Genomic DNA, 25,266 nt, shown 5'->3' with positions numbered 1-25,266 from the left:
GGCGCTGACCGTCGCGTGCATGTCGGGGCCGTATTGCCGGGAACCTTTCCCGGCGGCCAGCGTTCAGGCCTCAATCACCAGCCAGGGAGTCAGCTGAATGCACTGTCCGACGACACCCCGCCCGCTTCTGCTCGCCGGGGCGCTGCTGCTGTTCGCCCCCGCCGCGCTCGCCGACGAACGGTGCGACCGCTCCGAGGTTCGGGCGGAGCGGGCGATCGAGATCGCGCGCGGCGCCGGTGTGGCGGTGATCGAGGAGCTCGAGTGCGACGACGGGCGCTGGGACGTCGAGGGCCGGGACGAGCGCGGCCGCGAGATCGAGGTGAAGATCGACCCGCGGACGGGGCGGGTGCTGAGGGTGGAGCGCGACTGACGCGCCGTCAGTGCCCGAGGATCTGGCTGAGGAACGTCTTCAGCCGCTCGCTCTTCGGGTTGCCGAAGAACTCGGTCGGCGCGCCGACCTCCACCACCTCGCCGCGGTCCATGAACACCACCCGGTCGGCCACCGTGCGCGCGAAGCCCATCTCGTGCGTCACCACCACCATGGTCATGCCCGACTGCGCGAGCTCGACCATCACGTCGAGCACCTCCTTGATCATCTCGGGGTCGAGGGCCGAGGTCGGCTCGTCGAACAGCATGATCTTCGGGCGCATGCAGAGCGCGCGCGCGATCGCCACGCGCTGCTGCTGACCGCCCGAGAGCTGGCCCGGATACTTCTGGGCCTGCTCGGGGATGCGCACGCGGGTGAGGAACTCCATCGCGAGCTCCTCGGCCTCCTTCTTCGGCATCTTGCGCACCCAGATCGGCGCGAGCGTGCAGTTCTCGAGAATGGTCAGGTGCGGGAACAGGTTGAAGGACTGGAACACCATGCCGACCTCGCGGCGGATGGCGTCGATGTTCTTCAGATCGTCGGTGAGCTCGATGCCGTCGACGATGATCTGGCCTTCCTGATGCTGCTCGAGCCGGTTGATGCAGCGGATCATCGTCGACTTGCCCGAGCCCGAAGGGCCGCAGACGACGACGCGCTCGCGCTCGGACACGCTCAGGTTCACGTCGCGCAGCACGTGCAGGGCGCCGAACCACTTGTTGACGTTGATCAGCTCGATCATCGGCTTTGCACCGGCGGCGACGCCGCTGCGCACCGTCGGCGCCTCGCCCGCTCGTGCCGTTCCCTGCTGCATCCTGCCTCTCCCGACTCGTTCCCTCCGCCTCAGCGCCGGCGGTGGCGGTTGAACTCGGCCTCGAGATCCTGGCTGTACTTCGACATCGCGAAGCAGAACACGAAGTAGATCGCCGAGACGAACAGATAGGCCTCGATGCCGAAGCCCTGCCACGCGGGCTCGATGATCGAGGTCTTGGCGGTGTTGAGCAGGTCGAAGATGCCGATGATCAGCACCAGCGAGGTGTCCTTGAACATGCCGATGAAGGTGTTGACCAGCGGCGGGATCACCAGGCGCAGCGCCTGCGGCAGCACGATGAAGCCGGTCTTCTGCCAGTAGGAGAGGCCGAGCGCATCCGCCGCCTCGTACTGGCCGCGCGGCAGGGCCTGGAGCCCGCCGCGCACCACCTCGGCGAGATAGGCGGCGGCGAACAGGATGATCGCGACCTGCGCGCGGAGCAGCTTGTCGATGTTCATCCCCTCGGGCAGGAACAGGGGGAACATCACCGACGCCATGAACAGCAGGCTGATCAGCGGCACGCCGCGGATCAGCTCGATATAGACGACGCAGAGCGCCTTCACCGCCGGCATCGAGGTCTGCCGCCGCCCCAGCGCCACCAGGATCGAGAGCGGGAAGGCGAAGGCGATGCCGAAGGTCGAGAGGATCAGCGTGATGGGCAGCCCGCCCCAGCGCTCCTGCTCGACGAAGCGGAGCCCGAACACGCCCCCCCACATCAGCACGCCGATCACGGTCAGCGCCGCGATCCAGACCAGGCCGAGCCAGCGGTTCCAGAACCGCCGCATCGCCGAGACCACGTAGAGGGCGACGAAGATCACCACCACCAGGGCGGGCCGCCACTGCTCGTCGAACGGATAGAGCCCGAACAGGATGAAGCGGTACTTCTCGCCGATCAGCGCCCAGCAGGCGCCCTCGCCCCGGATCGCGCGGCAGGCCGAGGTATCGACCTGCGCGCCGGTGCCCGGCACGTCCCAGACCGCGTTGATCACGCCCCAGGAGATCAGCCCGAGCGCCCACGAGATGACGAAATAGGCGAGCACCAGCGTCACCGCGGTGTTCAGCCAGGACGAGAAGAGGTTGGCGCGCAGCCAGCCGAGCAGGCCGACCGACAGCACCGGCGGGCGGCGCGGCTCCTCGGAAGGCACGGGCATGCCGTTCGCGCCGAGGGTCGCGGACTGGGCGGGCGGCGGTGTCATCGACTCACCGCTCCTTCAGCGCGATGCGCGCGCGGCGCTGGCCCATGGCCAGCGAAGCCAATGAAAGCCGACAACGCGGCAGCGAGCGGGACGCAGGATCGCATCGCTCACCGCTCCTTCAGCGCGATGCGCGCATTGTACCAGTTCATGAACAGGCTGATCGACAGGCTGATCGTCAGATAGACCGCCATGATGATGGCGATGCCCTCGATCGCCTGCCCCGTCTGGTTCAGCGTCGTGTTCGCGATCGAGACGATGTCCTGATAGCCGATCGCGACCGCCAGCGACGAGTTCTTGGTGATGTTCAGATACTGGCTGGTCATCGGCGGGATGATGACGCGCAGCGCCTGCGGCAGGATGATCAGCCGCAGCTGCTCGCCGCGCGAGAGCCCCAAGGCGCCGGCGGCTTCCCACTGGCCGGTGTGCACGGCGAGGATGCCGGCGCGCACGATCTCGGCGATGAACGCGGCCGTGTAGAGGACGAGGCCGAGCAGCAGGGCGGCGAACTCCGGCGTGATGGTCGCGCCGCCCTGGAAGTTGAAGCCGCGCAGCACCGGCGCATCGATCGCGAAGGGCGCGCCCATCGCCGCCCAAACGGCGGCCGGCAGGCCGAGCAGGAGCGCCAGTGCCCAGGGCCAGAGCTTCGGCCGCACGCCGGTCGCCATCTGTCGCGCGGTGAAGCGGCGCGCGAGCAGCACGAGCGCGGCGGTCCCGGCGACGAGGGCGACCAGGGCGGCCGTGTGCGCGGGCTCCCAGGCGATCCAGGGAAACTTGATGCCGCGGTTCGACAGGAACACCGAGCCGAACGGATTGACCGCCTGGCGCGGTCCCGGCAGGCCCTGCATCAGCGCGTACCAGAACAGCAGTTGCAGCAGCAGCGGCAGGTCGCGCAGCAGCTCGACATAGATCGCGGCGAGCTTCGCCAGCAGCCAGTTCTGCGACAGCCGCGCGATGCCGATCACCGTGCCCAGGATGGTCGACAGCACGATGCCGATCACCGCAACACGCAGCGTGTTCAGGATCCCGACCAGCAGCGCGCGCGCGTAGGTGTCGGCCGGGGTGTAGGGGATCATCGCCTCGGCGATCGGCAGCCCGGCTTCGCGGTTGAGGAAGCCGAAACCGGTGGCGATCCGGCGCACTTCGAGGTTGCGCATGGTGTTGGACACCAGCCACCAGACCACGAAACCGACGAGGCCGATGATGACGATCTGCCAGACGATGCTGCGCACCGTCGGGTCGCGCCAGGAAAGACGCACGCCGCGCCGGGGTGCCGCGCGGGCGTAGCGGGGATCGGCGATCGCGTCCTGCGGCATCAGCCCTGTGCCGTGCGCTCCGTGCCGGGGAACCCGACGATCGCCACGCTCATCTCCCACTCCCCTTGTCCCGCGGCACCGGCCGGGGATGCACGCTGGCCGCCTCTCGGCCGCGGCGGTGCCTAGGGTGGGGCAGAGTCGCGTCGGGATCAACGGTTCTCATCACCCGGCACCGGCGGTTCCCGCCCCGACGGGCTTCGGCTAGGCTGGAGCGATGAACGTCGTGACACCTCGTGTGGTCGCGGAGGCGGAACGCCTGTTCGCCGACATGGCGCGCGCGGCGCGGTCGGCCGCCCACGCGCTCGCGCGGACCAGCGCGGCCGCCAAGGCGCGGGGGCTCGAAGCCGCCGCCGGGGCGATCCGGCGGCACGAAGCGGCGATCCTGGCCGCCAACGAGCGGGACGTGGCCGCGACCCGGGCGGCCGGCCGCCCGGCCGCGTTCCTCGACCGGCTCGTGCTGACGCCGGCGCGCGTCGAGGCGATGGCGCGCGGGGTGGAGGAGGTGGCGAGGCTGCCCGACCCGGTGGGCCGCGTGCTCGCCGAGTGGACGCGGCCCAACGGCCTCCGTATCCGCCGGGTCGCGACCCCGCTGGGCGTGATCGGCATGATCTTCGAGAGCCGGCCCAACGTCGCAGCCGATGCCGGCGCGATCGCGCTGAAGTCGGGCAACGCGGTGATCCTGCGCGGCGGGTCGGAGAGCCTGGCCTCGGCGCGCGCGATCCACGCCGCCTTCGCCGAGGGGCTTCGGGAGGCCGGTCTGCCCGAGGCCGCGGTGCAGGTCGCGCCGACCGCGGACCGCGCCTTCGTCGCGGCGATGCTGGCCGGCTCGGGCCTGATCGACGTGATCGTGCCGCGCGGCGGCAAGTCGCTGGTCGAGCGCGTGCAGGCGGAGGCGCGCGTGCCGGTGCTCGCGCACGCGGAAGGGCGCTGCCACACCTTCGTCCATGCCGCCGCCGATCTGGCCAAGGCGCGCGCGATCGTGCTGGACGCCAAGCTCCGTCGCACGGGCGTGTGCGGCGCCACCGAGACGCTGCTGGTCGATGCGGCCTGCGCGGCGACGCATCTGCCGCCGATCCTCGACGACCTTGCCGCGCGCGGCTGTGCCTTCCGCGCCGATGCGCGCGCGCGCGCGATCCGCCCCGATCTGCCGGCCGCGACCGAGGCCGATTTCGACACGGAATGGCTCGACGCGGTGCTGAATGTCGCGGTGGTGGACGGGGTGGAGGGGGCGGTCGCGCATATCCTGCGCCATGGCTCCGAGCATACGGACGCGATCGTCACCGAGGACAGGGCGGCCGCCGAGGCGTTCCTCGCCGGCATCGACAGCGCGATCGGCATCGTCAACGCCTCGACCCAGTTCGCCGATGGCGGCGAGTTCGGCTTCGGCGCCGAGATCGGCATCGCCACGGGCCGGATCCATGCGCGCGGGCCGGTGGGGCCCGAGCAGCTCACCACCTTCCGCTACCACGTGCTCGGCTCGGGCCAGGTGCGCGGGTGACGGCCGCGCCCTTCGCCGGATCGTTGGCGGCGCCGTGCCGGGCGCGCTAGGGTCGGGCACCTGTCCTCACGAGGGAAGCCCGCGCCGATGCGCCGCTCCGCCTTGCGTCTCCGCCTGATGCCGGCCCGCGCCGAGCCACGTTGACGCGCGTGCGGCACCGGGCGATCTCGCGCTGGGGCGACGGGCGGCGCGGCCGCATCGGCGTGCTCGGCGGCAGCTTCAACCCCGCCCATGAGGGACATCGGCACATCGCCGAGACCGCGCTCAAGCGGCTCGGGCTGCGCGAGGTCTGGCTGCTGGTCAGTCCCGGCAACCCGCTCAAGTCAGACGACGGCATGGCCCGATTCGGCGACCGCCTCGCCTCCGCGGAGGCGGTGGCCGAAGGCAATGCGCGCATCGTCGCGACCGAGCTCGAGGCGCGGCTCGGCACGCGCTACACGGTGGCGACGCTGCGGCTGCTGACCCGACGCTTCCGTCATGCCCGCCTGGTCTGGCTGATGGGGGCCGACAACCAGGTGCAGATCCCGCGCTGGCAGGGCTGGCGCCGCATCTTCCGCATGGTGCCGATCGTCGTGTTCCCCCGCCCGGGCTGGACCCGCAAGGCGCTGCACGGAACCGCAAGCCGGGCCATGGCGCGCTGGCGGGTGCCGGCGGCGCGCGCCGGCGCGCTGGCGCGGATGGCGCCTCCCGCCTGGCTGCTGCTGCCGGGCCGCGAGCACCCGGCGAGTGCGACCGAGATCCGCGCGGCCCGCGCCGCCGGCGAGGCACTCGCGGGCAGGCGGCCGCGGAAACGCGCGTCCATCCGTCCTGCCGAGGGGACGACCGATCGGCTGGTGCGGCTGATCGTCACCAGCCTGGAGGACGACAAGGCCGAGGAGGTCGTGGTGATCGATCTCGCCGGCAAGGCGGCCTTCGCCGACCGGATGGTGGTCGCCTCGGGCCTCGCCGGGCGCCAGCTCACCGCGATGGCCGAGCACCTGATCGAGAAGCTCGAGCGCGACGGTCGGCGCAACATCCGCACCGAGGGGCTCGGCGCCTCGGACTGGGTGCTGATCGATGCCGGCGACGTGGTGGTGCACCTGTTCCGCCCCGAGGCGCGCGCCCAGTACGCGCTCGAAAAGATGTGGGGCGTGACGCTGCCCGGCGACGAGGCGCGCTTCGGCTGATCCCGGCGAGCGCGATCATCGCGGTCGGGCGCGGGCGCGGCAGCGAGGAGCAGGCGCTGTTCGACCGCTACGCCGCGCGGCTGCGACCGCCGCCGCGACTGGTCGAGATCGCCGAGGCGCACGGCACTCCGGCCGAGGCCAAGCGGCGCGAGGCGTCGGCGATCCTCGCCGCGGTGCCCGAGGGGGCGGTGCTGGTCGCGCTCGACCTCGGCGGCGTGGAGGAGACGACCGAAGCCTTCGCGCGGCGGCTCACGCGCTGGCGCGACGCCGGCAAGACCGTCGCCTTCGCGATCGGCGGCGCCGAGGGGCTGGATGCCGCGGTGCTCGCGCGGGCGCAGCACGTGCTCGCCTTCGGCCGCGCCACCTGGCCGCACCTGCTGGTGCGCGCGATGCTCGCCGAACAGCTCTTCCGCGCCGACAGCCTGCTGCGCGGTCACCCCTACCACTGGGCGGGGCGGCCTTGAACGGGCCTTCCTTTCGCCGCGCCCATCCCCCATCTCCCGCCGGACCAGACGCAGAGGGAAGACGATGCAGGAAGTTCTGACCGCGCAGGATCAGCGCGAGGAGGGGCTGCGCGCCGCGACCGCGCGCTTCATCCTGCGCCCATGGGTTCAGGGCGCGATCATGGCGGTGATCATCGCCAATGCCGCCGTCCTCGGGCTCGAGACCTCGGCGCGCGCCATGGCCGCGTTCGGCGACCTGCTGACCGCGCTCGATCGCATCATGCTCTGGATCTTCACGATCGAGATCGCCGCGCGGATCTATGCGTTCCGCGGCCGGTTCTTCCGCGATCCGTGGAGCGTCTTCGACTTCCTGGTCGTGGGCATCGCCTGGCTGCCGGCGACCGGCCCGCTCGCCGTGCTGCGGGCGCTGCGCGTGCTGCGCGTGCTGCGCCTGATCAGCATGATGCCGCGGCTGCGCATCGTCGTGGAGGCGATGCTGCACGCGGTGCCGGGGATCGGCGCGATCGCGATGCTGATGGTGATCCTCTACTACGTCGCGGCCGTGATCGCGACCAAGCTGTTCGCCGACACGCATCCGCAGTTCTTCGGCACGATCGGCGAGAGCATGTACTCGCTGTTCCAGATCATGACGCTGGAGAGCTGGTCGATGGGGATCGTGCGGCCGGTGATGGAGGATTCGCCGCAGGCCTGGCTGTTCTTCGTCCCGTTCATCCTGATCGCGACCTTCGTGATGCTGAACCTGTTCATCGGGGTGATCATCGAGAGCATCCAGACGCTCAGGAAGCAGCGCGACGAGGAGGCGGCCGCGCTGGCCGCGCTGGAGGCGCCGCCGATGCTGGAGCCGGCCGAGGTGATGCGCGAGCTGCGCGCGCTGCGCGAGGAGCTGGCCGCGCTGCGCGCGTCGGTCGGGTCCCGGTAGGGCAGGGCGCCGGGCCCCCGGCGCAGGTCCGTCAAGCCGTGGGGGGACGACGGTCGTCCCCCCACCCCCTCCTCCGCGGATCGTCGCCGAGCGCCCGCACCGCCGACTCGCAGCATGACGCCACGCCCGCCCAGCCGGCACGGTCGTTCGCCACGCCGTCGAACCGCAGCGCCGGGCCGATCGCGAGCCTGAGCCGCCCCGGCCGCGGCCAGCGCCGATGCGGCGGCCAGGCGGCGAAGGCGCCGTCGAGGAAACACGGCACCACAGGGACGTCCGTGCCCGCGACCAGCGCGCCGATGCCCGGCTGGAACCGCGCCATGGTGCCGTCGCGCGTGCGCGTGCCCTCCGGGAACAGGATGTAGACGAGCCCGTCCTCGGCCAGGCGCGCGCGCAGCGTGGCGAGATCGCCCTGGCGCGTCCGTCCGCGCCAGACCGGGAACGCATTGATCGCGTAGGCCGCGACCATCGCCGCTCCCGCCGAGCCGAAGAAGGTCTCGCCCGCCGCGAGCGCCCGCGCGCTGCGTGCCGATCGCCCGCGCAGAACGGAGGCGAGCGTCAGCGCGTCCAGGTGGCTCGCATGGTTCGCGATCAGCACGAAGGGCGGTGCCGTCGGCAGGTGCTCCGCGCCGGTGACGCTCAGCCGATGGAAGACTCGGAGACAGACCCGCACCAGACGCCGCCACAGCGCGTTCACCACGACGCCAACCAGCCCGGGCTCGCGGTTCAGGCTGCGCAGCCGCGCGCCCGCCGGCAGGCCGAGATCGCGCGCCGGGCGGAGCTTCCATTCCATCAGAGCCCCGTGATGACGCGCGTCGGCCGGTCGAGTCCGAAGCCGATGAAGTAGCCGATGAAGTGGAACACCGAGGGAGCGACCAGCAGCAGCGAGTTGAACCGGTCGAGGATGCCGCCATGGCCGGGCAGCACCACGCCCATGTCCTTGATGCCGAGATCGCGCTTGATCGAGGAGAGCGTCAGGTCGCCCGCCTGGCCGCCGATCGCGACGATCAGCCCGAGCGCCACAAGCCAGACCGGGGTCGCGATCGGCGTGCCCTGGAAGATGAACCAGCCGAGGCCGGCGACCAGCGCGGTGGTCACCGCGGCGGCGCCGAGCGCGCCCGAGATGGTCTTGTTCGGGCTGGTCGCGGGCAGCAGTTTCGGCCCGCCGATCAGCTTGCCGACGGTGAAGGCGGCGACGTCGTTCAGTCCCACCGCGGTCAGCAGCAGCAGCACGATCGGCCGGTAGCCCGTGTCGTTCGCCATGTAGCCGAGATGCGCGAGCCCCGCGCCGAACAGCGCGTAGCCGAACACCGCGAGGGCGACGCGCTGGATGTAGCCGGCGGGCCGGTCGAGCGGGATCGAGGCGACCACCAGCACGCCGATGGTCAGCGGCCAGAGCGCCATGAAGAACCCGTACCAATGGTCGAGGGCGGCGAAGTTGACGGCCAGGATGCCGATGACGACGCAGAACGACAGCAGATGCTCTCGGAACAATCCGGTCGCGCGCGCATATTCGCGGTAGCAGGCGAGCGAGAGGGCCGTGACTGCGCCGATGGTCCAGACCCGGCCGGCCAGCACGGGGCCGATCATCAGTGGCAGCAGAACGCACCACGAGCCGAGCCGGAGCCAGAGTTCCCGACGCAGCGCCGGCGAAGCGCGCCCGGTCGCCGACAGCGCTCCGATCACGAGCGCGGCGGCCACGACCACCCCAGCGGTGGCCGAAACGATCCAGACCGTCACCGGATGGGCGAAGGCCGTGGCGGCCCAGGCGCTCATCGCGCGAGCGCCCGCGCGATGCCGGCGAGCCGCCGCCCGGCCGTGAGCACAGAGAGTGCGGTGATCGCCACGAGCGCGAGTGCGGGAAGCGTGAAACCGTGCCAGCTCACCTGCCAGGCCTCGGGCGCGAGGCCGCACCAGAGGGCGACCAGCGTCGCGATCGCCATGCGCTGCTGTTTCGCCATCGGCCCGCGGAAGTCGCTCGGGCCGCCGGCCGCCTTGCCGACCGCGCGCACATAGGCGGTCGCCATCGCGGCCAGCGCGGCGGCGAGCCCGAGCGACCAGCTCCCGCCGGCGACACCGAGCCCGACCAGCACGGCGGTGTCGGACACCCGGTCCGGCACCTCGTTCCACAGCTCGCCGAGCGGAGAGGCGATGCCGCGCCCGACCGCGACCATGCCATCGAACAGGTTCGCGAGCAGGCGGAGCTGCACCAGCACGGCACCCATCACCCAGAGCGCGCCCGCGCCGGCCTCGACCCGCGCTGTTGCGGCGAAGGCGAGGCCCGCCACGATCGCCGCGAGCATGCCGGCCGCGGAGATCGCGTCGGGCGAGGTACGGCGGCGGATCAGCCAAGCGGCGATCGCGCCGGTCACGGCGAGGTTGCGCGCCGCGATCGGGCGGCGATGGGGCTCGGCGGTCATCGGTCTCGGCGCATCCTTCCGGAGACGGAGGTTAGGGCCGAACGCCGCGGGCGCGATAGGACGCGACCTGCCCGCCCGGCGGTGCGTCAGATCACGTGCGTCAGCCCGCCATGCCGAGCACGCGCGGATACACGTGCAGGGACGCCATCGTCAGGGCGAAGGCGGTGAGCAGCTCGAGGCCGAAGCCGAGCCGCACCACCAGCAGGTAGTCGATCCCACGCGTCTCGCCGACCACCACCGCGTTCGAGGGCGCGCCGGTCGGCGACATGAACGGCACGGTGGACATCAGGCTCACCGCCACCAGCGCGGCGACCGGCTCCAGCTCCAGCGCGGCGGCCGCGCCGTGCACCACCGGGAAGAACACGAGCGCGACGACCGTATTGCTCATGATCTCGGTGAGCAGCCCGACCGCGACGATCAGCAGCAGCATAATCTCCCAGGCGGCGAGGCCGTAGCCCTCGGCGAGATCGACGATGTGACCGACCGCACGATCGAGCCCGAGCACGCGCGTCGCGCCGAGCGAGACCGTGACCGCGAGCGCGATGAAGGCGAAGCCGCGCCAGGGCAGCCGCCCCGCGGCGGAGCGCAGCGGCAGGAGCGGCTCGCCGTTCTCGCGGCGGATCATCAGCGCGTGGCAGAACCAGGCGCCGAAGGCGAGGCTGGCCGCCGCCGGATAGGCGTCGTGCGGCTTCAGCCCCATCGCGAGCGCGGTGCTGGCGGTCCAGTAGCCGAGGAAGGCGGCCGTCAGCAGGAACACCCGCCGCTGCGCCTGGCTGCGATGCACGGGCAGCGGCGCAGGCCTGCCCTCGATCCGCACCGCGGCCGCGAGATCGGCGCGCAGCGCGAGGCGCAGCAGCAGGAAGGTCACGGTGCAGAGCAGCGCCACGGTCGGGATGCCGAACAGGGCCCAGGTCAGGAAGTTCAGCCGCTCCGCGCCCGCGATCTCGCTGGCATGGACATAGACGAGCAGCAGTGCATTCGCCGGGCTGCCGACGATGCTGCCCATGCCGCCGATGTTCGCCCCCCACATGGTGGCGGCGGCGAAGCCGGTGGTGACGCGCCGACGCGTCCTGTCATCGGGGTAGGTGAAGCGGTCCACCAGCAGCGGGATCATCGGCGTCAGCGCGAGTGCGGTGATCGCATTGGGCAGGATCGCCGACAGGGCGGCCGACAGCCCGAGATGGCCGAGCAGCAGGCCGCGGCAGCGCCGACCGGTCAGCCGCTCGACCGCCCCGAGCAGGCGCTCGCCGGCGTCCGTCGCGACGTAGGCGCGCGAGAGCAGGAAGGCGGTGGCGAACAGCACCACCAGGGGAATGGCGGACAGCACGGGGAACGGCTTAGGCGGGCGGGGCGGTCATCGCGGTCCCTTGGGTCGGGCGGGATAGAGACCCTACACGCGGCGCAGCGCCAAGGGGGATGCTTGACGTGCCGGCCCCCGCGGCGCACCTGGGGTGGATGCGGATCGTCGTCGCCATGTCCGGCGGGGTCGACTCCTCGGTGGCCGCCGGCCTGATGGCCGAGGCCGGGCACGAGGTGATCGGCGTCACCATGCAGCTTTACGACCACGGGGTGGCCGTGGGTCGGAAGGGCGCATGCTGCGCGGGGCAGGACATCCACGATGCGCGCCGGGTGGCCGACCGGCTGGGGATCGCGCACTACGTGCTGGACATGGAGGCGCGGTTCCGCCGCGCCGTCATCGAGGATTTCGCCGACACCTACGCGCGCGGCGAGACCCCGATCCCGTGCCTGCGCTGCAACCAGCACCTGAAGTTCACGGACCTGCTCGGGCTCGCGCGCGACCTCGGCGCCGCGGCGCTGGCGACCGGGCACTATGCGCGGATCGAGGCGGCACCGGACGGTCCGGCGCTCTACCGCGCGGTCGATCCGGCGCGCGACCAGTCCTACTTCCTGTTCGCGCTGAGCCGCGCCGATCTCGGGTTCCTGCGCTTCCCGCTGGGCCGCTTGCCCAAGGCGGAGGTGCGCGCCGAGGCCGCGCGCCTCGGCCTGCCCGTGGCCGAGAAGCCGGACAGCCAGGACATCTGCTTCGTCCCCTCGGGCCGCTATGCCGATGTGGTGGCGCGGCTCCGCCCCGAGGCCGCCGAGCCGGGCGAGGTGGTGGGCACCGACGGCGCGGTGCTGGGCCGGCATGACGGCATTGCCCGCTACACGGTGGGGCAGGCGCGCGGGCTCGGCACGGCGTCGCGGCGCGGAGACGAGCGGATGCACGTGGTCGCGATCGACGCGGCTCGCCGCCGCGTGGTGGTGGGGCCGCGCGCGGCGCTCGGACGGCGCGAGGCGGTGGCGCGCGAGGTGACGTGGCTGATCGACCCGCCCTCGGCACCGCTCGCGTGTTCGGTGAAGCTGCGCGGCCGCGAGGCGCCCCAGCCGGCCACGGTGGCGTGGGACGGTGCCTCGGCGCGGATCGCGCTCGCGGCGCCGGCGACGGCCGCGCCCGGCCAGGCGGCGGTGTTCTATGACGGCGACCGGGTGCTGGGCGGCGGGATCATCGCAGGCGCTTCGGTTGACAGTGCGGCGGTGCGGGACGTATCTCCCGCCGCCTGATGGGCGCGCAGGGCCGGTGTGGCGGCTGCGCGCCGAGGGAAGCCTTGGCGGCGTAGCTCAGCTGGTTAGAGCACGGCACTCATAATGCCGGGGTCGGCGGTTCAAGTCCGCCCGCCGCTACCACATCGGCAGGTCCGGGGGCCAAGTGGGGGCCAGAAATGGAACCAGTGCCCCGCCCCTCGCCCCCGCCCCGCGCGTGCCGGCCGCAACCACCCCGGCGGGGCGGCAGCCAGGCGCGTCGCCGATCCGCGCATCGGCGTGCGCCTCGGGCCGGCCGGCGCCGCTCGGGTTCCCCGCCCCGGGCGATCGTCGCGGCCGTGCTGGCGGCCCGTGCTGCCCCGGAGGAACGCGACCGGCTCGCGGCGGTGATCCGCGAGCCCCGTCAGCGGCTGGCGTAGGCACCGCGCGCCGCGCGCGCGGGCGCCTTGCCGGCGGCCGAGCGCGGCGGTAGCGTCTTCAACCACCACCACAACCGAGAGGCGCAGATGACCACTCCCATTCATGTCAACATCGCCGGTGATGTGCTGGCGCGCGACGTGGACCAGGTCGTGGCGGCGGCGGTCGCGGCCGCGCCGCGGGCTGCCGATCCGGCAACCGATGGCATCCTCGCGGCGCGCGCCGAGGCGGCGGCTCGCGCGGCCCTCGCGGCGGTGATCCGCGCGCCAGGTCAGGCGCTGGCGTAGTCGCGCTGCGCCTCGCCCGCCGGCTCGGCCCCGAGCCTTGGCACGGGGTCGCGCGAGAGTTCCTCAAGGTGCTTCCGCACCTCCGCGGCGAGCGCGGCTTCCACGGCGTGCGGGTCGGCCCCGAGCCGCGCCGCGAGCGGCGCCGCGACGCGCGCCGGCCACAACGTCCAGGCGTCGCGCATGCGCCGCGCGAAGTCGAACACGGCGCGCTCGACCTTCGCGCGCTCGACAAGCTCGAAGCGCCTCACCCTGACTTCAAGCTCGGCCCGGTCGGCCTTGGCGCGGGTCAGGCGCCGGCGCGCCTCCGCCTCCGGCTCGCCCTCGGCGGCCCTCACGCGCGACCAGCGTGCGCGGGCCATCGCCCGCCCCTCGGCGGTGGTCATCTTCCTAGGCATCGCAGGCACACCTCCGTATGCTGGTCCCCCACAACCTCAGGTTCCGCGCGACCTTCCGCGCGCAACCCCTTGGCAAAAGGCATGATTTTCCGCCTGACGCTGGCGAGATGGCGCGCCGTAGCCCCCCGCATAAGTCAATCTCCAGGAAGGAACCGCGCTCTACTGCGCGTTGACTGCGCCGATACGGCGCATTGAGTGTCATAAGACTGGTCATGTGTCAGCCGTTGCTTCGCTTGACTGCCGCGTGACTTGGGCGTGACTCGGACTGTTCTGTCGCGTCGGCGAAGGCAACGCAGCCAGGCGGGCCTTCGAGTTTCTCCCCTGCGCTACAGGCGATCGGCGCAGGCGCGGGCGTCTCAGGTAGGGGGGTAGCGGGCGCCCCTTCGGACACGATCGATCCCCCGCGATTAGTGGGGGTCGGGCGCGAGGCGAGCCTGTTTCGGAGCCTTTCGGCCAGCGCGTGCCGCCGATCGTCCGGCATCGGCCGCCGCCACGGGTTCGTCCCCATGCGGAAGGGCCACAACGGGCAGTCGATCGAGATGCAGCGGCGCACCTCGTATGGCGAGCCGCAGCAACAATCGAGACACTTGGCGCGGATGACCTCGGTCAGCGCGGCGGGCGCATGGCCGAGGGCCTGCAGGTCGGCGGCGGTCATGGAGCGCGGGTCGCGGCCGATCGCCTCGCCATGCTCGGTTTCGAGCCCGCCGGCACGGCGATCGTGGCGGGTGGCGTTCGGCTGGTCGCGCAGGGCGGCGAGGCGGTGGTAGGTCGCGTTCATCGTGATCCCTCCGGTGTGTCGGCCCCCCGCTCGGCGGCCTCGGCGATCAGCGCGACGGCGCGGCGGGCGGCGGCGGCTCGGTGATCCGCATCGCCGAGTTCGCCCAAGACGGTGTGAAGCGCTGATCGGAGGCGCGGATCGCGGGCGGCCAGCGCCTCGATCGCCCGGCGGGCGGCGCCGAGGCGCTGCGCGGCTCGGGCGGCTTCGAGGATCGGGCGGGCCATCAGAAGAGGTCTCCGGCCGTCGCCGGCTCGGCCGGTGCTTCGCCCGGCGGCGACGCGCTCGCCCGTCCGAAGACGCGAGCGGCGAGCGTTGTGAGCGCGGCCTTCAGCGCGGCGGCGCGCCGCTCCATCAGGAACGCGGCGACCGTGGCCGGGTCGGACGAGCCCGCTTCGATCGCGGCGCCGACCAGGAGCATCCTCAACTCGCGGGTCATCAGAACCCCTCTCTCGTGGCGTTGCTGACCTCGCCCGGCCCGGGCGGGCGGGCGACGCGGCGCCATACCTCGGCCGGGTCGGGCTCGCCCCCGAGCGCATAGCCGGCCGCAAGGTCGGCATCGCTGATCGTGTGCGCCGTGCTGATCAGTCCGATCCGCTCGGCGGCCTCGGCGCGTTCGGTCAGGATCGCATGGCCGAGGCGGCGGATTGTCCATCCCTCGGCGAGCGCGCTGGCGATGAGCCGCTCGCGCGCGGCGCGCCGGTCGGGCTCGGGCGCATCGGGGACGAAGCCCGCAAGCGCGAGCATCGCCTCGGCCTCGGCCGTCCAGCGCGGATCGCCCGGCCGGATCGCATCGGTATCGATCCGTTCCGGCACCGGCGCGGCGGGCGGGGGCACCAGGTCGCCGGGCGCGACGTGTCGCCACGTCGCAGCGTCATCGTGGACATTCGCCAGCGCGGCGATCGCGAGGCGGTGCGCGGTCGCGATGTCGGCGCGGACGGCTTCCACCGAGTAGCGTCGGGCGCTGGCGTTGAGCCGCAACACGGCATCGCATCGTTCCATGTCGATATCGCTCGGGCTGGCGTTCGCGAGCGGCGAGCCGTCGGGCGCCTCATTGAGAGTCCATGCGGTGATCGTCGTCATGGGGTCCTCCTGTCAGGTGGTGATTGACGGTCGCGCCGCGATCGCGGCGGGCGCGGGCGCGGCCTCGGGCACCGGCGTGAGTGAGCGGAAGCGGTGCAGCCGGCACCATTGGGCGAGGCGCGCCGGGCCATCGCCCCGGATGGTCAGGACCAGCCGCGCGGTGCGGGCCGTTTCGTCCACGTCGGCGACGATCGCGATGCCTTGGAGGCGCGACGCGATGTCGAGCGTGGTCGGGCTGGCGGTCATTCGCCACCAGCAACCTTCGGAGAGCGTGATGAGACATCGTGTGATCATCGCCCCGCCTCCACCATGAGCGTGATCGCCGGGTCGGCGTCGGGCCGGAACACTTCCAGCGGGTCGCCGAGCGCGGCGATCGCGGCGCGCTCGCGAAGCTCGGCCTCGCGCAGGCGCTGGCGGAGGTCGGCGATCAGCCGCGGTCGATCGGCGACCGGCGGCGCGTCGGCGTCGGTGCCGATCGCGCGCACGATCACGTCGGCGACCAGGTCCGGCATCACGGCGCAGAGGAGCGCGAGCGGGCGCAGCGGGCGGCGATCGTCGCTCGCGAGCCCGGGCACCGCCTCGGCGATGACGATATCGCGGCCGGTCCATTTGGCGGCGGCGCTCAGCCCGGCCTCGGCGCCGTAGCGCCGCACCGCCTCGGCCGCGAGCGCCTCGGCGTCGGCCGGGGGTGGAAGCGCAGTCTCGATCGCCTCGATCCCGGCGCGGATCGTTGCGATTGCGGCCCGCGCGTCGGCGAGCGCGCGGTCGGGCTTCTTCGCGTCGATCGCGGGCAGGTCGAGCGCGCGGATCGGCGGCCGAAGCCGGCCGGCGGCCTCGGCGAGGCGCTGGCGCAACGCGGCGATCGGCGCGGCGGCGAGGTTGTGCTCGGCGAGGCGGGCGCGGAGGCGCGCGATCTCGGCCTCAACCTCGGCGGCACGATCGGCGGCGGCGACGATCACCTCGGCGTGGCGGCGCTCGGCTTCCCCCCACTCGCGCGAGGTCGGCGGGGTCGCCAGCACGCGGCGCGCGTCATCGACCGTCTCAAGACGATGCTGCCTCGCGGCGCGGATCGCGCCGTGAAGATCGGCGCGGCGGACCGCGAGGCGGTCGTGCGCTGCATCGATGTGTCGCCCGAGGGCGACCGTGCGATCGCGCGCCTCCGTCGCGGCGTCGTCGAGCCTCCGCAGCAAGGCAGCGGCCGGCGCGGGCAGGCGGCGCAGAAGATCGTCCGGCGTTCGGAACGAGAAGGCCGGCGGCTGGTCGGGCGCGTCCGCGACGCGGTCGCGCGCGGCGGGGGGCTCGGCGGCGGCGATCGCCTTTTCCCACACGGGGTGCAGCGGCTCGGCCGAGGCGGCGGGCGCCGCGGCGGCGCGGGGCCGGGCGTCGGCGAGGCGCGGCCCCGCCATGTAGGGGGAGGGGATCACGGTCATGTCAGGTCTCCATGCGCGCGGTCGGGATGACCCCGGCGCCGGGCGCGCAGCCGGCGGGGGCGACGGCGGGGCCGCCATCGGCCCCATGGCAGAACGTTACGCGGTCGTCATCGTCCGGCGGCTCGCGGCACATGTCGCAGCGCCAGTCGCGCGAGCCCGGCGCGGCCCACCACACCGCCACGGCCCCCGGCGGCGGCGGGCCGCATGCGATGCAGAAGTCGCGGCCCTCGCGCAGCGCCTCGGCCGCACCGAAGGGCGGGCGCGCGTGGTGGCGCAGCGCCGGCGGCGCGTCGCCTTCGAGCCGAAGCCACGCGGCGAGCGCGTCGCGTTCGCGGCGGGCCTCGGCGCGGAGGAAGGGCACCAGGCGGCCGAAGCCGCGAGGCCGGATCAGCCCGTCGGCGCCGAGCGTCACGTCGGCGCCGAACGCGCGGATCAGGCACGCGAGGCGCCAGCCCGTCACGTGCCGATCCGGCTCGGCCGCGAAGGCGGCGAGGCGGCGGAGGCGGGGCGCGTCGTAATGGCCGGCCAATAGCCCCTCGGCGAGCGCGTCGCCATGCTCGGGCCGCCAGCCGGCGGCGGGGCCGGCGGGCGCCGCCAGCGCCTCGCGCGCGAGCGCGTCGGCCGGGTCGGGCGCGGCGGGCAGGGGGGCGGGGGCCATCATCGGCACCCCCCACACCATGGTATGCCCGAGCAGCTCGGGAGGAAGCGAGTCGGATCAACGGGATAGGCGCTGGCGGGGCCGTTGCGGTCCCGCAGTGACGTTCCGAGCGCCCCATGCTCACGATTTCGTGGGGTGGCGATGGTGTGGATCACCCCTGTTATCGACAACGCGCGCGCGCGCGCGTGAATGCCTGAACAGGGAAGATGCCCACCATTGGGCACCCTGGGCACCCTGGGACGACTCACGGCTCAAACTCCCGCGGGCGCAGAGCGCAGCCGCAGACGTAATCGGCCCCGCGCAGCGTCCTGCGGAAGATGCCCGGCTGCCGATCCATCCAGGCTTTTAGGGCGTGGCGGCTTCGTGGCGGCTCGCCGCTCCGGGCGGCCCAGGCGTTGAAGTCGGCGAGAAGCGCCCCGGGCCGTTCGCTTAGCGATGGCGCGAAGTCGATCCGCTCGGCGGCCCAGGCGGCGAAGGCATCTTGGTCCTGGAGGTATTCGTCGGTCGCGGCCCGCACCACGGCGGGCGGTGCCAGCCCGACGCGCTGCCAGGCAAGGCAACCGTCGATCGCCCATCGCAGGATGCCCGGCGCCTCCGCCTTCAGCGCGTCGCCGAGGTAGGGATCAGGCTGCGGCGGCCGGTGTAGGAACGGCACGATGTGAATGCGGCGGCGCATCGCCTCATCCACGTTCCTCAGCACCGGCTTGTGGTTGCCGACGATCAGAAGCTTGAAGGTCGGACTGAACGTGAAGAAGTCCCGCCGCATGAACCGCGCGGTAATCGGATCGCCACCCGTCAGCGCCTTGACCCGCGCCTCGGCCCAAGGTCGGCCTTCATCGGTTTCGGAGGCGACCACCAGTCGCGCGCCGCGCAGCATCGCGAGGTCGCAGGGATGGCGGTCGTGGTGCGAGGCGGCGAAGGTCTCGGGCGCGGCGATCGTCGCGTGGTCGCCGAGGACGTGTTGCAGGATCGTGTAGAAGACGGTTTTGCCGTTCTGCCCGGTGCCGTAGATGAACATCAGGATGTGCTCGGCGACCGAGCCCGTGAGGCAGTAGCCGGCAAAGCGTTGCAGGTAGCCGATCAGCTCGGCGTCGCCTTGCGTGGCGTCGTGCAGGAACCGCATCCAGCACGGGCAGTCGGCGGCGGGCGCCGGCGCGACGGCCGTGCATTGCGTGATCATGTCGGAGGGATCGGCGGGCCGCGTGGCGCCGGTGCGGAGGTCGATCGTTCCGCCCGGCGTGGCGAGAAGCCAAGGATCGCGGTCGAAGTCGCCCGAGTGTCGCGCGTGCGCCGGATCGGCTTGTGCGAAGCGCTCGACGGCCGCGGCGAAGGCGGCACGGCCGGGGGTCTTGGCCTTGGGGTCGGTCGCGAGGCTCCGCGCCAGCTCGCGCGCGTAGTGGAAGGCGCGCGGGGTGCGGCACGGCTGCCAGTGCGAGCCTGACCATTCCAGCCATCGCCCGGCGTCGTGATCAAACAGAAGCTTGCCGCGATACTCGGCCGTGAAGGCGAGCGCGGCGGCGTCTTCGGTCGGGGTGTCGATCGCGGACAGACGGGTGTGCCCGTTCGGCTTCGGCCGCGCGCCGCCCTCGCGCGCCGGCGGCTCGGGCCGCGCGACGATCGGTTCGGAGTCGGTTCGTTCCATGGCTCGCTCCTCGGCGAGCCCGGCGCTTGGCAAATTCGGTCGGGGCGGCTATAATTCGGCGATCTCCCACCGCCGAACATCGGTCCCGCCCGGTCGCACCAGCGCCGGGCGGTTCTATTCGGCGGCGACGCGGGCCGCGCGGCGGCGCGCGGCGGCCTCGGCCGGCCGCATCCGCCTGGACTCGAGAACCGCCTCGATCTCCGAAAGTCGCCAGCGCGCGGCGCGCGGCGCAACGTAGATTGGAAGGGGAAAGTTGCCGGCCTGCACCAAACGCCACACGCTGGCGACGTTCAGGGCGAGAAGGTCCGCGACGTCGCGGGCGGTGAGGAAGCGGTCGTTCATGAGTGTCACCTCCAATGATGGGGTGACGCTCTACTAATGGCACTGCGGGGTTCGATGCACCGGGTTATTTTGGTCGGGTTCGAGGGTCAGAATGACCCTTCGCGGAGCGCAACGGTTCGAGCCTGCCGACGGGCCGCCCGCACCGCGTCCCGCGTCGGCGCGTGCACCCCGCCCGCGCGGGCGAGGGCGCGCGCGAGCGCAACCGCCTCGGCTTCGCGCAGGACCAGCCCCAGGTCGGCGAGCGCGTCCTCGGCCTCGCGCAGCGCGTCGCGCCACGATGGCTTCCGTGACGCCAGCCCGGGAGACGCGCCGAGGTCGGGCGGCCGTTCGAGCCCGGCGGCGAGGCGGCGCAGCGCCTCGGCCGGCCGATCGGTCAAGACATAGGACGGCAGCCGATCCGGAAACGGAACGATGCTGGCGACGCTCAGAACCTCATCGGGGGGCAACGGCTCGGCGGCGATCGCGTCGAGCATCTCGGCGAGCCGTCGCGCGAGCCGTGCGCCCTCGGCGCGGCGGGCGGCGTCGATGCCGGCGCGCACGCGCCGGTTCAGCGCGCCGTCGGCGTGCCCGAATGTCAGGGGCAGAACGATACGGCCGAGCAACGTCGCCTCGGCGTCGGCATGCGACCAGCCCGCGCGCGCCAGCGCCTCGGCATGCGCGGCGAGCCGGCGCAGCACGGGCGCGAGTTCGCGGTCGGCGAGAAAAGCGCGCTCGCGGTCAGTCAGGTCGGCGGGCGAGGGCGCGCGCCCGTCGGCCATCTCGTCAGGCGGCCGGCCGCTCGGGCACCTTGGCGAGCACCTCGGCGAGTCGCTGCGCCGCCTCCGACGGGTGCCGGTCGTGTTTCATGCCGCTTCGGCTTCAAGAGCGCGCGCCACCGCTTCTGGCTCGCGGGCGATCACGGCAAGGAGCACGCGCGCCGCGCGGTCAGGGTGGCGGCGCCCCTGTTCCCATGCCTGCACTGCCGTCACGTCCAACCCGAAGTGGCGGGCAAAGGCCGGTTGCGACAAGCCGAGCGCGGCGCGGATCGCGGCAACGTCCACCGTCTCGGGGACGTGCACGCGGTATTCCCGCACCCCGGTTCCCGGCTCGCCGCGCAGATAGGCGGCCACCTCGCGCGCGGCGGCGACCAGCGCCCGCCCGCGCGTGCTGCGCTCAGAGGGCATTGCGGATGGCGCGGATCGCAGCGCGGACTTCCTTGCGGTCGGCATCGGTCAGGTTCTCCTTCGCGCTCTTCGCGTAGGCGTCGAGCAGCACCACCGTTTCGGCGCCGGCGGCGAAGAAGTAGATCACCCGCGCCCCGCCGCTCTTGCCGCGCCCGGCGCGGGGGATGCGCGCCTTGCGTGCCCCGCCGGTGCCCGGGATCACGGGCCACGCCTCGGGGCGGGCGGCGATCGCCAGCTCCGCCGCCATGCGCTCCGCCGCCGAGAGCAGCCGGTCAACGGCGCGCTGGTAGCGACGCGAGGCAATGACGCGCATCGTCCTGCAATCTAAGGCAATGTCGCAGGGCGGTTCAAGCCTTCGCCCGCCGCTCGGCGAGCGCGACCACCTCGGCGCCCTGCCCGACCAGCCCCGCGACGAATGCCTGCCAGGTGCGCAGCGCCTCCGCCGCCTCGCGCGCGTAGTCGTGCCGGTCGTAGACCCCGACCAATCCGCCCCGCCCCGAGATGTGCGCCAATGCAGCCTCGGCGGCCTCGCGCGACACGCCGAGCCGGCTCATGCCGGTGCGCGCCGTGCGGCGGAGGTCGTGCCACGTCCAATCCGTGACCCCGCTCGCGCGATCGAGCCGCGCCTTGATCTTGGAGAAGCCGCTCAGCGCCGAGCCGCGCACATGCCCAAGCAGCGCATGATCGGGGGCAAGCTCCGCCGCGTCCTGCGGCCACACCTCGGCCAGCGCGGCCAAGGCGAGCGGCCCGAGCGGCACCGCATGCGCCGCGCGGTTCTTCGCGCGCGCGGCGGGGATGGTCCAAAGCCCGGCCTCGCGGTCCACTTCGCCGAGGCGCAGCCCCGCGACTTCGCTGCGGCGACATGCGGTCACGATTAGCAGCCGCACGAATGCGCGCGGCTTCGGCCCGAGCGCGTCGGCGGCGCGCCAGACGCGGCGCAGCTCGTCATCGCTCAGGCTGCGCGCGCGCGCGGCGACGGGCGGGGCGAGCCGTGTTGCGGCACGTCGGGGCAGGGGCGAGGCGTCGATCCACCCGGACGTCTCGGCGAAGGAGAGGAAGGCGCCGATCACGCGCGCGGTGTTGCCGGCCGCAGCGGGGCCGCGCTCGCGATGCGCCGTGGCGATTAACCCGGTCCAATCGGCCCGCGTGATGTCGCGCAGGGCGCGCTTGCCGAGCGCCGGGCCGACGATCAGGCGGAGCGTGCGGTCAACCCGCTCGCGGTGCGCGTCCGACCAGCCGCGCCCGCGCAGCGCCGTGCGCGAGGCGATGTCCGCCCATTCCTGCCAGCGTGCCGCGACCGTAGGCGCGACGGCTTCGGCGCGGCGACGTTCGCGCGCCTGACGTCGCTCCGCCACCGGGTTCTGGCCTTGCGCCAGCGCGGCGAGGGTCTCAAGCGCCTTCTGCCGTGCCTTGGCGAGCGGCAGGGCTGGATAGGGGCCGAGCGTGACGCGGTGGCGGCGGCCATCGGCGCCGTTGGCGCGCACGGCCCATGATGCCGCGCCGGTTGCGGTCATGCGCAGGTGCAGTCCGCGCACGCGGGTGTCCCACGCTTCGATGCGCCCCGAGGCGGGCGGGCGGAGGCTGCGCAGGAAGGCGTCGGTCAGGTCGCGTTGCATCGTTGCGCCTCCGGAGTCGTGGCCCCCGCAAAGTGTCGTGATCCGCGAGGGGGTGCGTCGCTCGGCTTGCAATCCATCATTCCGTGGCCGGACTGGCCCTCCTGATGGCCCCCGCTGAATGCCGCAGTCGCTCGGGGGCCAACTGGGGGCCAGAATAGCGCGCGGTGCCCCGCGACGTCTAGCGACTTACCGCAACGTTGTGCGACGATTTATCAATGGGTTAGCGCGATCAGGGCGTTGCGACGGGGCCGGCGTTCAGGGCTGGTCCCGGCACTCATAATGCCGGGGTCGGCGGTTCAAGTCCGCCCGCCGCTACCACCCCTTCCTCACCCCGTCCTCTCCCGCGCCGCGTAGGCTTCCAGCCGCCGGGTCGCCAGCGCGATCGGCCAGCAGGCGCAGAAGAACGCCACCAGCAGCGCGCCGTAGAACGGGATCAAGAGCTCGCTCCGCCGCTCGGCGCCGAGCGCATTGCGCGTCATCGTCAGCGCCTCCTCGACGCCGACAATGCTCGCGAGCGGGGTGGACATCAGCAGGATCGCGTAGAGGTTCATCCAGGGCGGCAGCATGCGCTTGAGGCATTGCGGCAGGATCACCAGCCACAGCGTCTTCCGGCGCGACAGCGCGAGGCTCGCCGCGCCCTCCCACTGGCCGGACGGAACCGACTGCACGGCCCCGCGCACGATCTCCGACACGTTCGCCATCACCGGCAGCGTCAGTCCGGCGGTCGCGCGCAGCCAGTTCGGAACATCCACCGTGGTGCCGAACAGCGTGATCCGGAACGGCAGGATGAAGATGCAGTAGAACAGCAGCACGAGCCACGGCGCGTTGCGGAAGAACTGCGTCGCGGCCACCGCCGGGCGCGCGACCCAGCGCGACGGCGCGACCTGGCCGAGCCCGAGGAACAGCCCGAGCAGCGTGCCGACCGCCATCGCGATCACGCTGATCAGCACATTGAGCACGAAACCCTGGCCGATCAGCGGCGCCCAGCGGATCAGCGCGGTGAGAGCGCCGTCCGCGGCCGGCGCGGCGGCCTGCGCCCATGCCGAGCCGGCGACCACCAGCAGCAGCGCGAAGCCGGCCGCCTTGCCGTCGGGCGCGCGCGTCATCGCTCGCCGAATCCCGGCAGGCGCATGGCCCGCTCCCAGCGGTGCATCGCCCAGACCAGCAGCGTGACGAGGCCGATATAGAGGATCAGCAGCGTCGTCATCATCTCCGGCACGTTGAGGGCGTCGGACCAGATCTGGTTCGACACGTAGAGCATCTCCGGCACGCCGATCGCGTAGGCGAGCGTGGTCGTCTTCACCAGGTTGACGAGGTTGTTGTTCAGCGCGGGCAGGCAGATGCGGAAGGCGAGCGGCAGCACCACTAGGCGGTAGGATTGCAGGCGCGAGAGCCCGAGCGCGGTCGCGGCCTCGGCGGTGCCCTGGGGCACGGCCTCGATGCCGCTGCGGAAGATCTCGACATTGAAGGCACCGGCGAACAGTGCAAGTGCCACGATCGCCCACGCGACGTTGCCGATCAGCGGCGTGGGAAAGCCGAGATCGTCCGGCACGGTCGGCGTGATCGAGCCGAGGCCGAAGAAGAAGAAGTACATCTGCACGAGCGGCGGGGTGTTCCGGAAGAACGCCACATATCCGTCCGTCAGCCAGCGCAGCGGCGCCACAGGCGATTTCTGCGCCGCCGCCCCCAGCACGCCCAGCATGACGCTCGCCACCACCGAGGTCGCGGCGAGATAGACGGTCATCAGGAAGCCCGCCCAGAACCGCGCGCGGTCGAACGGGTCGTAGAGGATGGTGAGGTTGATCCCGGCGGACTCGTTCAGTCCCCGGAATAGGCTTTCGATCAGGTCCAAGATGCGAGGGCGGGGGCGTCACACCCCCGCCACCCTTGCGCTACTGGATGTGGTCCTTCAGCGCCTCGTGCATCCGGCGCAGGAAGGCGCTCTCGGCGATGCCCGCCTCCTTCTCCCAGGCCAGCAGCTTCCCCGAGCGGTGCCAGTGCGCGACCATCCCTGACATGAAGCGGCCCCAGGGCTTGTCGAGATCATCCAGCCGCACCGCGAGGCCCCAGGGCGTGTCGCTCTGGCTCGGCAGCGGCATGTGGAAGTCGCTCCACTGGCCCGAGGCGAGCATCACCGCGATCAGGTTGTCGTCATACAGCCAGCCGACGCAGCGGCGCTGGCGCAGCGCGGTCTCGACCTCGGCGATGCCGGTGAAGGCCAGGATCTCCACGCCGTAGCGTTCCGTCGCGGGGCGGTTGTACCAGGCGCCCTGGATCGCGCAGAGCTGGCGGCCGCGCAGCGCATTCCAGTCGGTCGTCGTCACCTGCTTCGGCAGCAGCACGTTGAATCCCGACGAGTAGTAGTTCGGATGCACGATGCCGACCACGCGCCGCCGCTCGGCCGTGTCGGACATGGTCGCGATCATCAGGTCGATCTGCCCCTGGGCGAGGAACTGCATCCGGTTCGCCGCCACCACGGGGACGAACTCGGGCCGCACGCCGAGCGTGGCGGCGACATCCTTCGCCATCTCGATTTCCATGCCGACGAATTCGCCGGCGGGGTTGCGGAATCCCCAGGGGCGATAGTCGGCGCGCACGCCCACCTTCAGCACGCCCTCGCGCATGATGCGGCTCAGCGTATCGCCCGCCTGCTGCGCCGCGGCCGGCAGCGGTGCCGCCAGGCCGAGGCACGCGGCGAGCGCGCCGGCGATCGCCCAGCGTCGTGTGGTTCGCGATGTCATCGTCTGTCTCCCCCGTTCTGCGGTGCGT

The 25,266-nt window shown here is 72.6% G+C and carries 31 protein-coding genes, 2 tRNA genes and 1 pseudogene; 10 read left to right on the top strand and 24 right to left on the bottom strand.

Annotated elements, in window-relative coordinates; all coding sequences use genetic code 11:
- Nucleotides 1-97: 97 nt before the first annotated feature.
- Nucleotides 98-370 carry a PepSY domain-containing protein gene (locus tag F563_RS0103165; protein ID WP_019013192.1) on the top strand — a complete coding sequence of 91 codons (273 nt, stop codon included), beginning with the start codon at nucleotides 98-100 and terminating at the stop codon, nucleotides 368-370.
- A 7-nt stretch (nucleotides 371-377) separates the two neighbouring features.
- On the opposite strand, the gene F563_RS0103160 is transcribed toward F563_RS0103165, so the two are convergent.
- The 3 genes from F563_RS0103160 to F563_RS0103150 all read right to left on the bottom strand — a co-directional run bounded on the left by F563_RS0103160 (nucleotide 378) and on the right by F563_RS0103150 (nucleotide 3,684).
- Complete coding sequence (locus F563_RS0103160) at nucleotides 378-1,178, bottom strand: amino acid ABC transporter ATP-binding protein (protein WP_019013191.1); 801 nt, start codon at nucleotides 1,176-1,178, stop codon at nucleotides 378-380.
- Between the two features lie 29 nt (nucleotides 1,179-1,207).
- Nucleotides 1,208-2,371 (bottom strand): amino acid ABC transporter permease, encoded by a 1,164-nt coding sequence (locus F563_RS0103155; protein WP_019013190.1) that lies wholly within the window; start codon nucleotides 2,369-2,371, stop codon nucleotides 1,208-1,210.
- 107 nt (nucleotides 2,372-2,478) lie between these two features.
- A complete protein-coding gene (locus F563_RS0103150; protein ID WP_019013189.1) occupies nucleotides 2,479-3,684 on the bottom strand; it encodes an amino acid ABC transporter permease in 1,206 nt (401 codons plus the stop codon).
- Nucleotides 3,685-3,898: 214 nt separating this feature from the next.
- Here F563_RS0103150 and F563_RS0103145 point away from each other — a divergent pair, with 214 nt between their 5' ends.
- The 5 genes and pseudogenes from F563_RS0103145 (at nucleotide 3,899) to F563_RS0103130 (ending at nucleotide 7,731) form a co-directional block, all read left to right on the top strand.
- Nucleotides 3,899-5,182, top strand: coding sequence for a glutamate-5-semialdehyde dehydrogenase (locus F563_RS0103145; RefSeq protein ID WP_026299284.1), 1,284 nt, complete (start codon nucleotides 3,899-3,901; stop codon nucleotides 5,180-5,182).
- Nucleotides 5,183-5,331: 149 nt separating this feature from the next.
- Nucleotides 5,332-5,931: pseudogene (locus F563_RS25915) on the top strand (nicotinate-nucleotide adenylyltransferase); the annotation flags it as partial.
- 84 nt (nucleotides 5,932-6,015) lie between these two features.
- Entirely contained in the window at nucleotides 6,016-6,348 is a 333-nt protein-coding gene (gene rsfS / locus F563_RS25910) for a ribosome silencing factor (RefSeq protein ID WP_408870181.1), read from the top strand.
- Entirely contained in the window at nucleotides 6,306-6,812 is a 507-nt protein-coding gene (locus tag F563_RS0103135; protein WP_019013186.1) for a 23S rRNA (pseudouridine(1915)-N(3))-methyltransferase RlmH, read from the top strand. Before rsfS ends, F563_RS0103135 begins: the two co-directional genes overlap by 43 nt.
- A 64-nt stretch (nucleotides 6,813-6,876) precedes the next feature.
- Entirely contained in the window at nucleotides 6,877-7,731 is an 855-nt protein-coding gene (locus F563_RS0103130) for an ion transporter (protein ID WP_019013185.1), read from the top strand.
- Nucleotides 7,732-7,762: 31 nt separating this feature from the next.
- Here the strand turns inward: F563_RS0103130 and F563_RS21375 are convergent, their stop codons facing one another.
- From F563_RS21375 to F563_RS0103110, 4 genes are all read right to left on the bottom strand, one after another.
- Nucleotides 7,763-8,521: a lysophospholipid acyltransferase family protein gene (locus tag F563_RS21375; protein WP_019013184.1), complete on the bottom strand. Its 759-nt coding sequence runs from the start codon at nucleotides 8,519-8,521 to the stop codon at nucleotides 7,763-7,765.
- The gene (locus F563_RS0103120) at nucleotides 8,521-9,504 is read right to left on the bottom strand and encodes a phosphatidate cytidylyltransferase (protein ID WP_019013183.1); all 984 of its coding nucleotides are present in this window, start codon (nucleotides 9,502-9,504) and stop codon (nucleotides 8,521-8,523) included. The genes F563_RS21375 and F563_RS0103120 overlap by 1 nt, the downstream gene beginning before the upstream one ends.
- Nucleotides 9,501-10,148, bottom strand: coding sequence for a CDP-alcohol phosphatidyltransferase family protein (locus F563_RS0103115; protein ID WP_019013182.1), 648 nt, complete (start codon nucleotides 10,146-10,148; stop codon nucleotides 9,501-9,503). The genes F563_RS0103120 and F563_RS0103115 overlap by 4 nt, the downstream gene beginning before the upstream one ends.
- 100 nt (nucleotides 10,149-10,248) lie before the next feature.
- Entirely contained in the window at nucleotides 10,249-11,475 is a 1,227-nt protein-coding gene (locus F563_RS0103110) for an SLC13 family permease (protein WP_019013181.1), read from the bottom strand.
- Between the two features lie 128 nt (nucleotides 11,476-11,603).
- Here F563_RS0103110 and mnmA point away from each other — a divergent pair, with 128 nt between their 5' ends.
- From mnmA to F563_RS0103095, 3 genes are all read left to right on the top strand, one after another.
- Entirely contained in the window at nucleotides 11,604-12,710 is a 1,107-nt protein-coding gene (gene mnmA / locus F563_RS0103105; protein ID WP_035574578.1) for a tRNA 2-thiouridine(34) synthase MnmA, read from the top strand.
- A gap of 46 nt (nucleotides 12,711-12,756) precedes the next feature.
- A tRNA-Met gene (locus F563_RS0103100) sits at nucleotides 12,757-12,833 on the top strand.
- Nucleotides 12,834-13,195: 362 nt separating this feature from the next.
- The gene (locus F563_RS0103095) at nucleotides 13,196-13,393 is read left to right on the top strand and encodes a hypothetical protein (protein WP_019013179.1); all 198 of its coding nucleotides are present in this window, start codon (nucleotides 13,196-13,198) and stop codon (nucleotides 13,391-13,393) included.
- Here the strand turns inward: F563_RS0103095 and F563_RS23720 are convergent.
- The 14 genes from F563_RS23720 to F563_RS0103020 form a co-directional block, all read right to left on the bottom strand.
- On the bottom strand, nucleotides 13,378-13,788 hold the full coding sequence (locus F563_RS23720) for a hypothetical protein (protein ID WP_156825043.1): 411 nt from the start codon (nucleotides 13,786-13,788) through the stop codon (nucleotides 13,378-13,380). The two genes, F563_RS0103095 and F563_RS23720, sit on opposite strands and share 16 nt — an antisense overlap.
- 217 nt (nucleotides 13,789-14,005) lie before the next feature.
- Nucleotides 14,006-14,566 (bottom strand): hypothetical protein, encoded by a 561-nt coding sequence (locus tag F563_RS0103085; protein WP_019013177.1) that lies wholly within the window; start codon nucleotides 14,564-14,566, stop codon nucleotides 14,006-14,008.
- Complete coding sequence (locus tag F563_RS0103080; protein WP_019013176.1) at nucleotides 14,563-14,790, bottom strand: hypothetical protein; 228 nt, start codon at nucleotides 14,788-14,790, stop codon at nucleotides 14,563-14,565. The genes F563_RS0103085 and F563_RS0103080 overlap by 4 nt, the downstream gene beginning before the upstream one ends.
- Nucleotides 14,790-15,002: a hypothetical protein gene (locus tag F563_RS0103075; RefSeq protein ID WP_019013175.1), complete on the bottom strand. Its 213-nt coding sequence runs from the start codon at nucleotides 15,000-15,002 to the stop codon at nucleotides 14,790-14,792. The genes F563_RS0103080 and F563_RS0103075 overlap by 1 nt, the downstream gene beginning before the upstream one ends.
- Nucleotides 15,002-15,646, bottom strand: a complete 645-nt coding sequence (locus tag F563_RS0103070) for a hypothetical protein (protein WP_019013174.1) — start codon at nucleotides 15,644-15,646, stop codon at nucleotides 15,002-15,004. The genes F563_RS0103075 and F563_RS0103070 overlap by 1 nt, the downstream gene beginning before the upstream one ends.
- 12 nt (nucleotides 15,647-15,658) lie before the next feature.
- Nucleotides 15,659-15,892 carry a hypothetical protein gene (locus F563_RS0103065; RefSeq protein ID WP_019013173.1) on the bottom strand — a complete coding sequence of 78 codons (234 nt, stop codon included), beginning with the start codon at nucleotides 15,890-15,892 and terminating at the stop codon, nucleotides 15,659-15,661.
- Nucleotides 15,893-15,936: 44 nt separating this feature from the next.
- The gene (locus tag F563_RS23715) at nucleotides 15,937-17,076 is read right to left on the bottom strand and encodes a hypothetical protein (protein ID WP_019013172.1); all 1,140 of its coding nucleotides are present in this window, start codon (nucleotides 17,074-17,076) and stop codon (nucleotides 15,937-15,939) included.
- Between the two features lies 1 nt (nucleotide 17,077).
- The gene (locus tag F563_RS0103055) at nucleotides 17,078-17,737 is read right to left on the bottom strand and encodes a hypothetical protein (RefSeq protein ID WP_211211336.1); all 660 of its coding nucleotides are present in this window, start codon (nucleotides 17,735-17,737) and stop codon (nucleotides 17,078-17,080) included.
- A 241-nt stretch (nucleotides 17,738-17,978) separates the two neighbouring features.
- Complete coding sequence (locus F563_RS0103050) at nucleotides 17,979-19,376, bottom strand: phage/plasmid primase, P4 family (RefSeq protein ID WP_019013170.1); 1,398 nt, start codon at nucleotides 19,374-19,376, stop codon at nucleotides 17,979-17,981.
- Nucleotides 19,377-19,490: 114 nt separating this feature from the next.
- On the bottom strand, nucleotides 19,491-19,718 hold the full coding sequence (locus F563_RS21360; protein WP_019013169.1) for a helix-turn-helix transcriptional regulator: 228 nt from the start codon (nucleotides 19,716-19,718) through the stop codon (nucleotides 19,491-19,493).
- Between the two features lie 86 nt (nucleotides 19,719-19,804).
- On the bottom strand, nucleotides 19,805-20,476 hold the full coding sequence (locus F563_RS0103040) for a hypothetical protein (RefSeq protein ID WP_019013168.1): 672 nt from the start codon (nucleotides 20,474-20,476) through the stop codon (nucleotides 19,805-19,807).
- 84 nt (nucleotides 20,477-20,560) lie between these two features.
- Entirely contained in the window at nucleotides 20,561-20,926 is a 366-nt protein-coding gene (locus F563_RS0103030) for a helix-turn-helix domain-containing protein (RefSeq protein WP_245557093.1), read from the bottom strand.
- Nucleotides 20,871-21,194 carry a type II toxin-antitoxin system RelE/ParE family toxin gene (locus F563_RS21355; protein WP_019013166.1) on the bottom strand — a complete coding sequence of 108 codons (324 nt, stop codon included), beginning with the start codon at nucleotides 21,192-21,194 and terminating at the stop codon, nucleotides 20,871-20,873. The genes F563_RS0103030 and F563_RS21355 overlap by 56 nt, the downstream gene beginning before the upstream one ends.
- A 34-nt stretch (nucleotides 21,195-21,228) precedes the next feature.
- Nucleotides 21,229-22,497, bottom strand: a complete 1,269-nt coding sequence (locus tag F563_RS0103020) for a tyrosine-type recombinase/integrase (RefSeq protein WP_019013165.1) — start codon at nucleotides 22,495-22,497, stop codon at nucleotides 21,229-21,231.
- Nucleotides 22,498-22,743: 246 nt separating this feature from the next.
- On the opposite strand from F563_RS0103020, the gene F563_RS0103015 reads away from it, so the two are divergent.
- Nucleotides 22,744-22,815, top strand: a tRNA-OTHER gene (locus tag F563_RS0103015).
- An 8-nt stretch (nucleotides 22,816-22,823) separates the two neighbouring features.
- Here the strand turns inward: F563_RS0103015 and F563_RS0103010 are convergent.
- The 3 genes from F563_RS0103010 to F563_RS0103000 are packed head-to-tail and all read right to left on the bottom strand — an operon-like array spanning nucleotide 22,824 to nucleotide 25,238.
- Entirely contained in the window at nucleotides 22,824-23,603 is a 780-nt protein-coding gene (locus F563_RS0103010) for an amino acid ABC transporter permease (protein ID WP_019013164.1), read from the bottom strand.
- Entirely contained in the window at nucleotides 23,600-24,349 is a 750-nt protein-coding gene (locus tag F563_RS0103005) for an amino acid ABC transporter permease (RefSeq protein WP_019013163.1), read from the bottom strand. Before F563_RS0103005 ends, F563_RS0103010 begins: the two co-directional genes overlap by 4 nt.
- Before the next feature lie 40 nt (nucleotides 24,350-24,389).
- Nucleotides 24,390-25,238: a transporter substrate-binding domain-containing protein gene (locus F563_RS0103000; RefSeq protein ID WP_019013162.1), complete on the bottom strand. Its 849-nt coding sequence runs from the start codon at nucleotides 25,236-25,238 to the stop codon at nucleotides 24,390-24,392.
- Nucleotides 25,239-25,266: the final 28 nt, after the last annotated feature.

Source organism: Elioraea tepidiphila DSM 17972 (genome assembly GCF_000378465.1).
GTDB lineage: Bacteria > Pseudomonadota > Alphaproteobacteria > Acetobacterales > Acetobacteraceae > Elioraea > Elioraea tepidiphila.
Note: the sequence above shows the minus strand (reverse complement) of the source record. Positions and strands in the feature narration are given on the sequence as shown.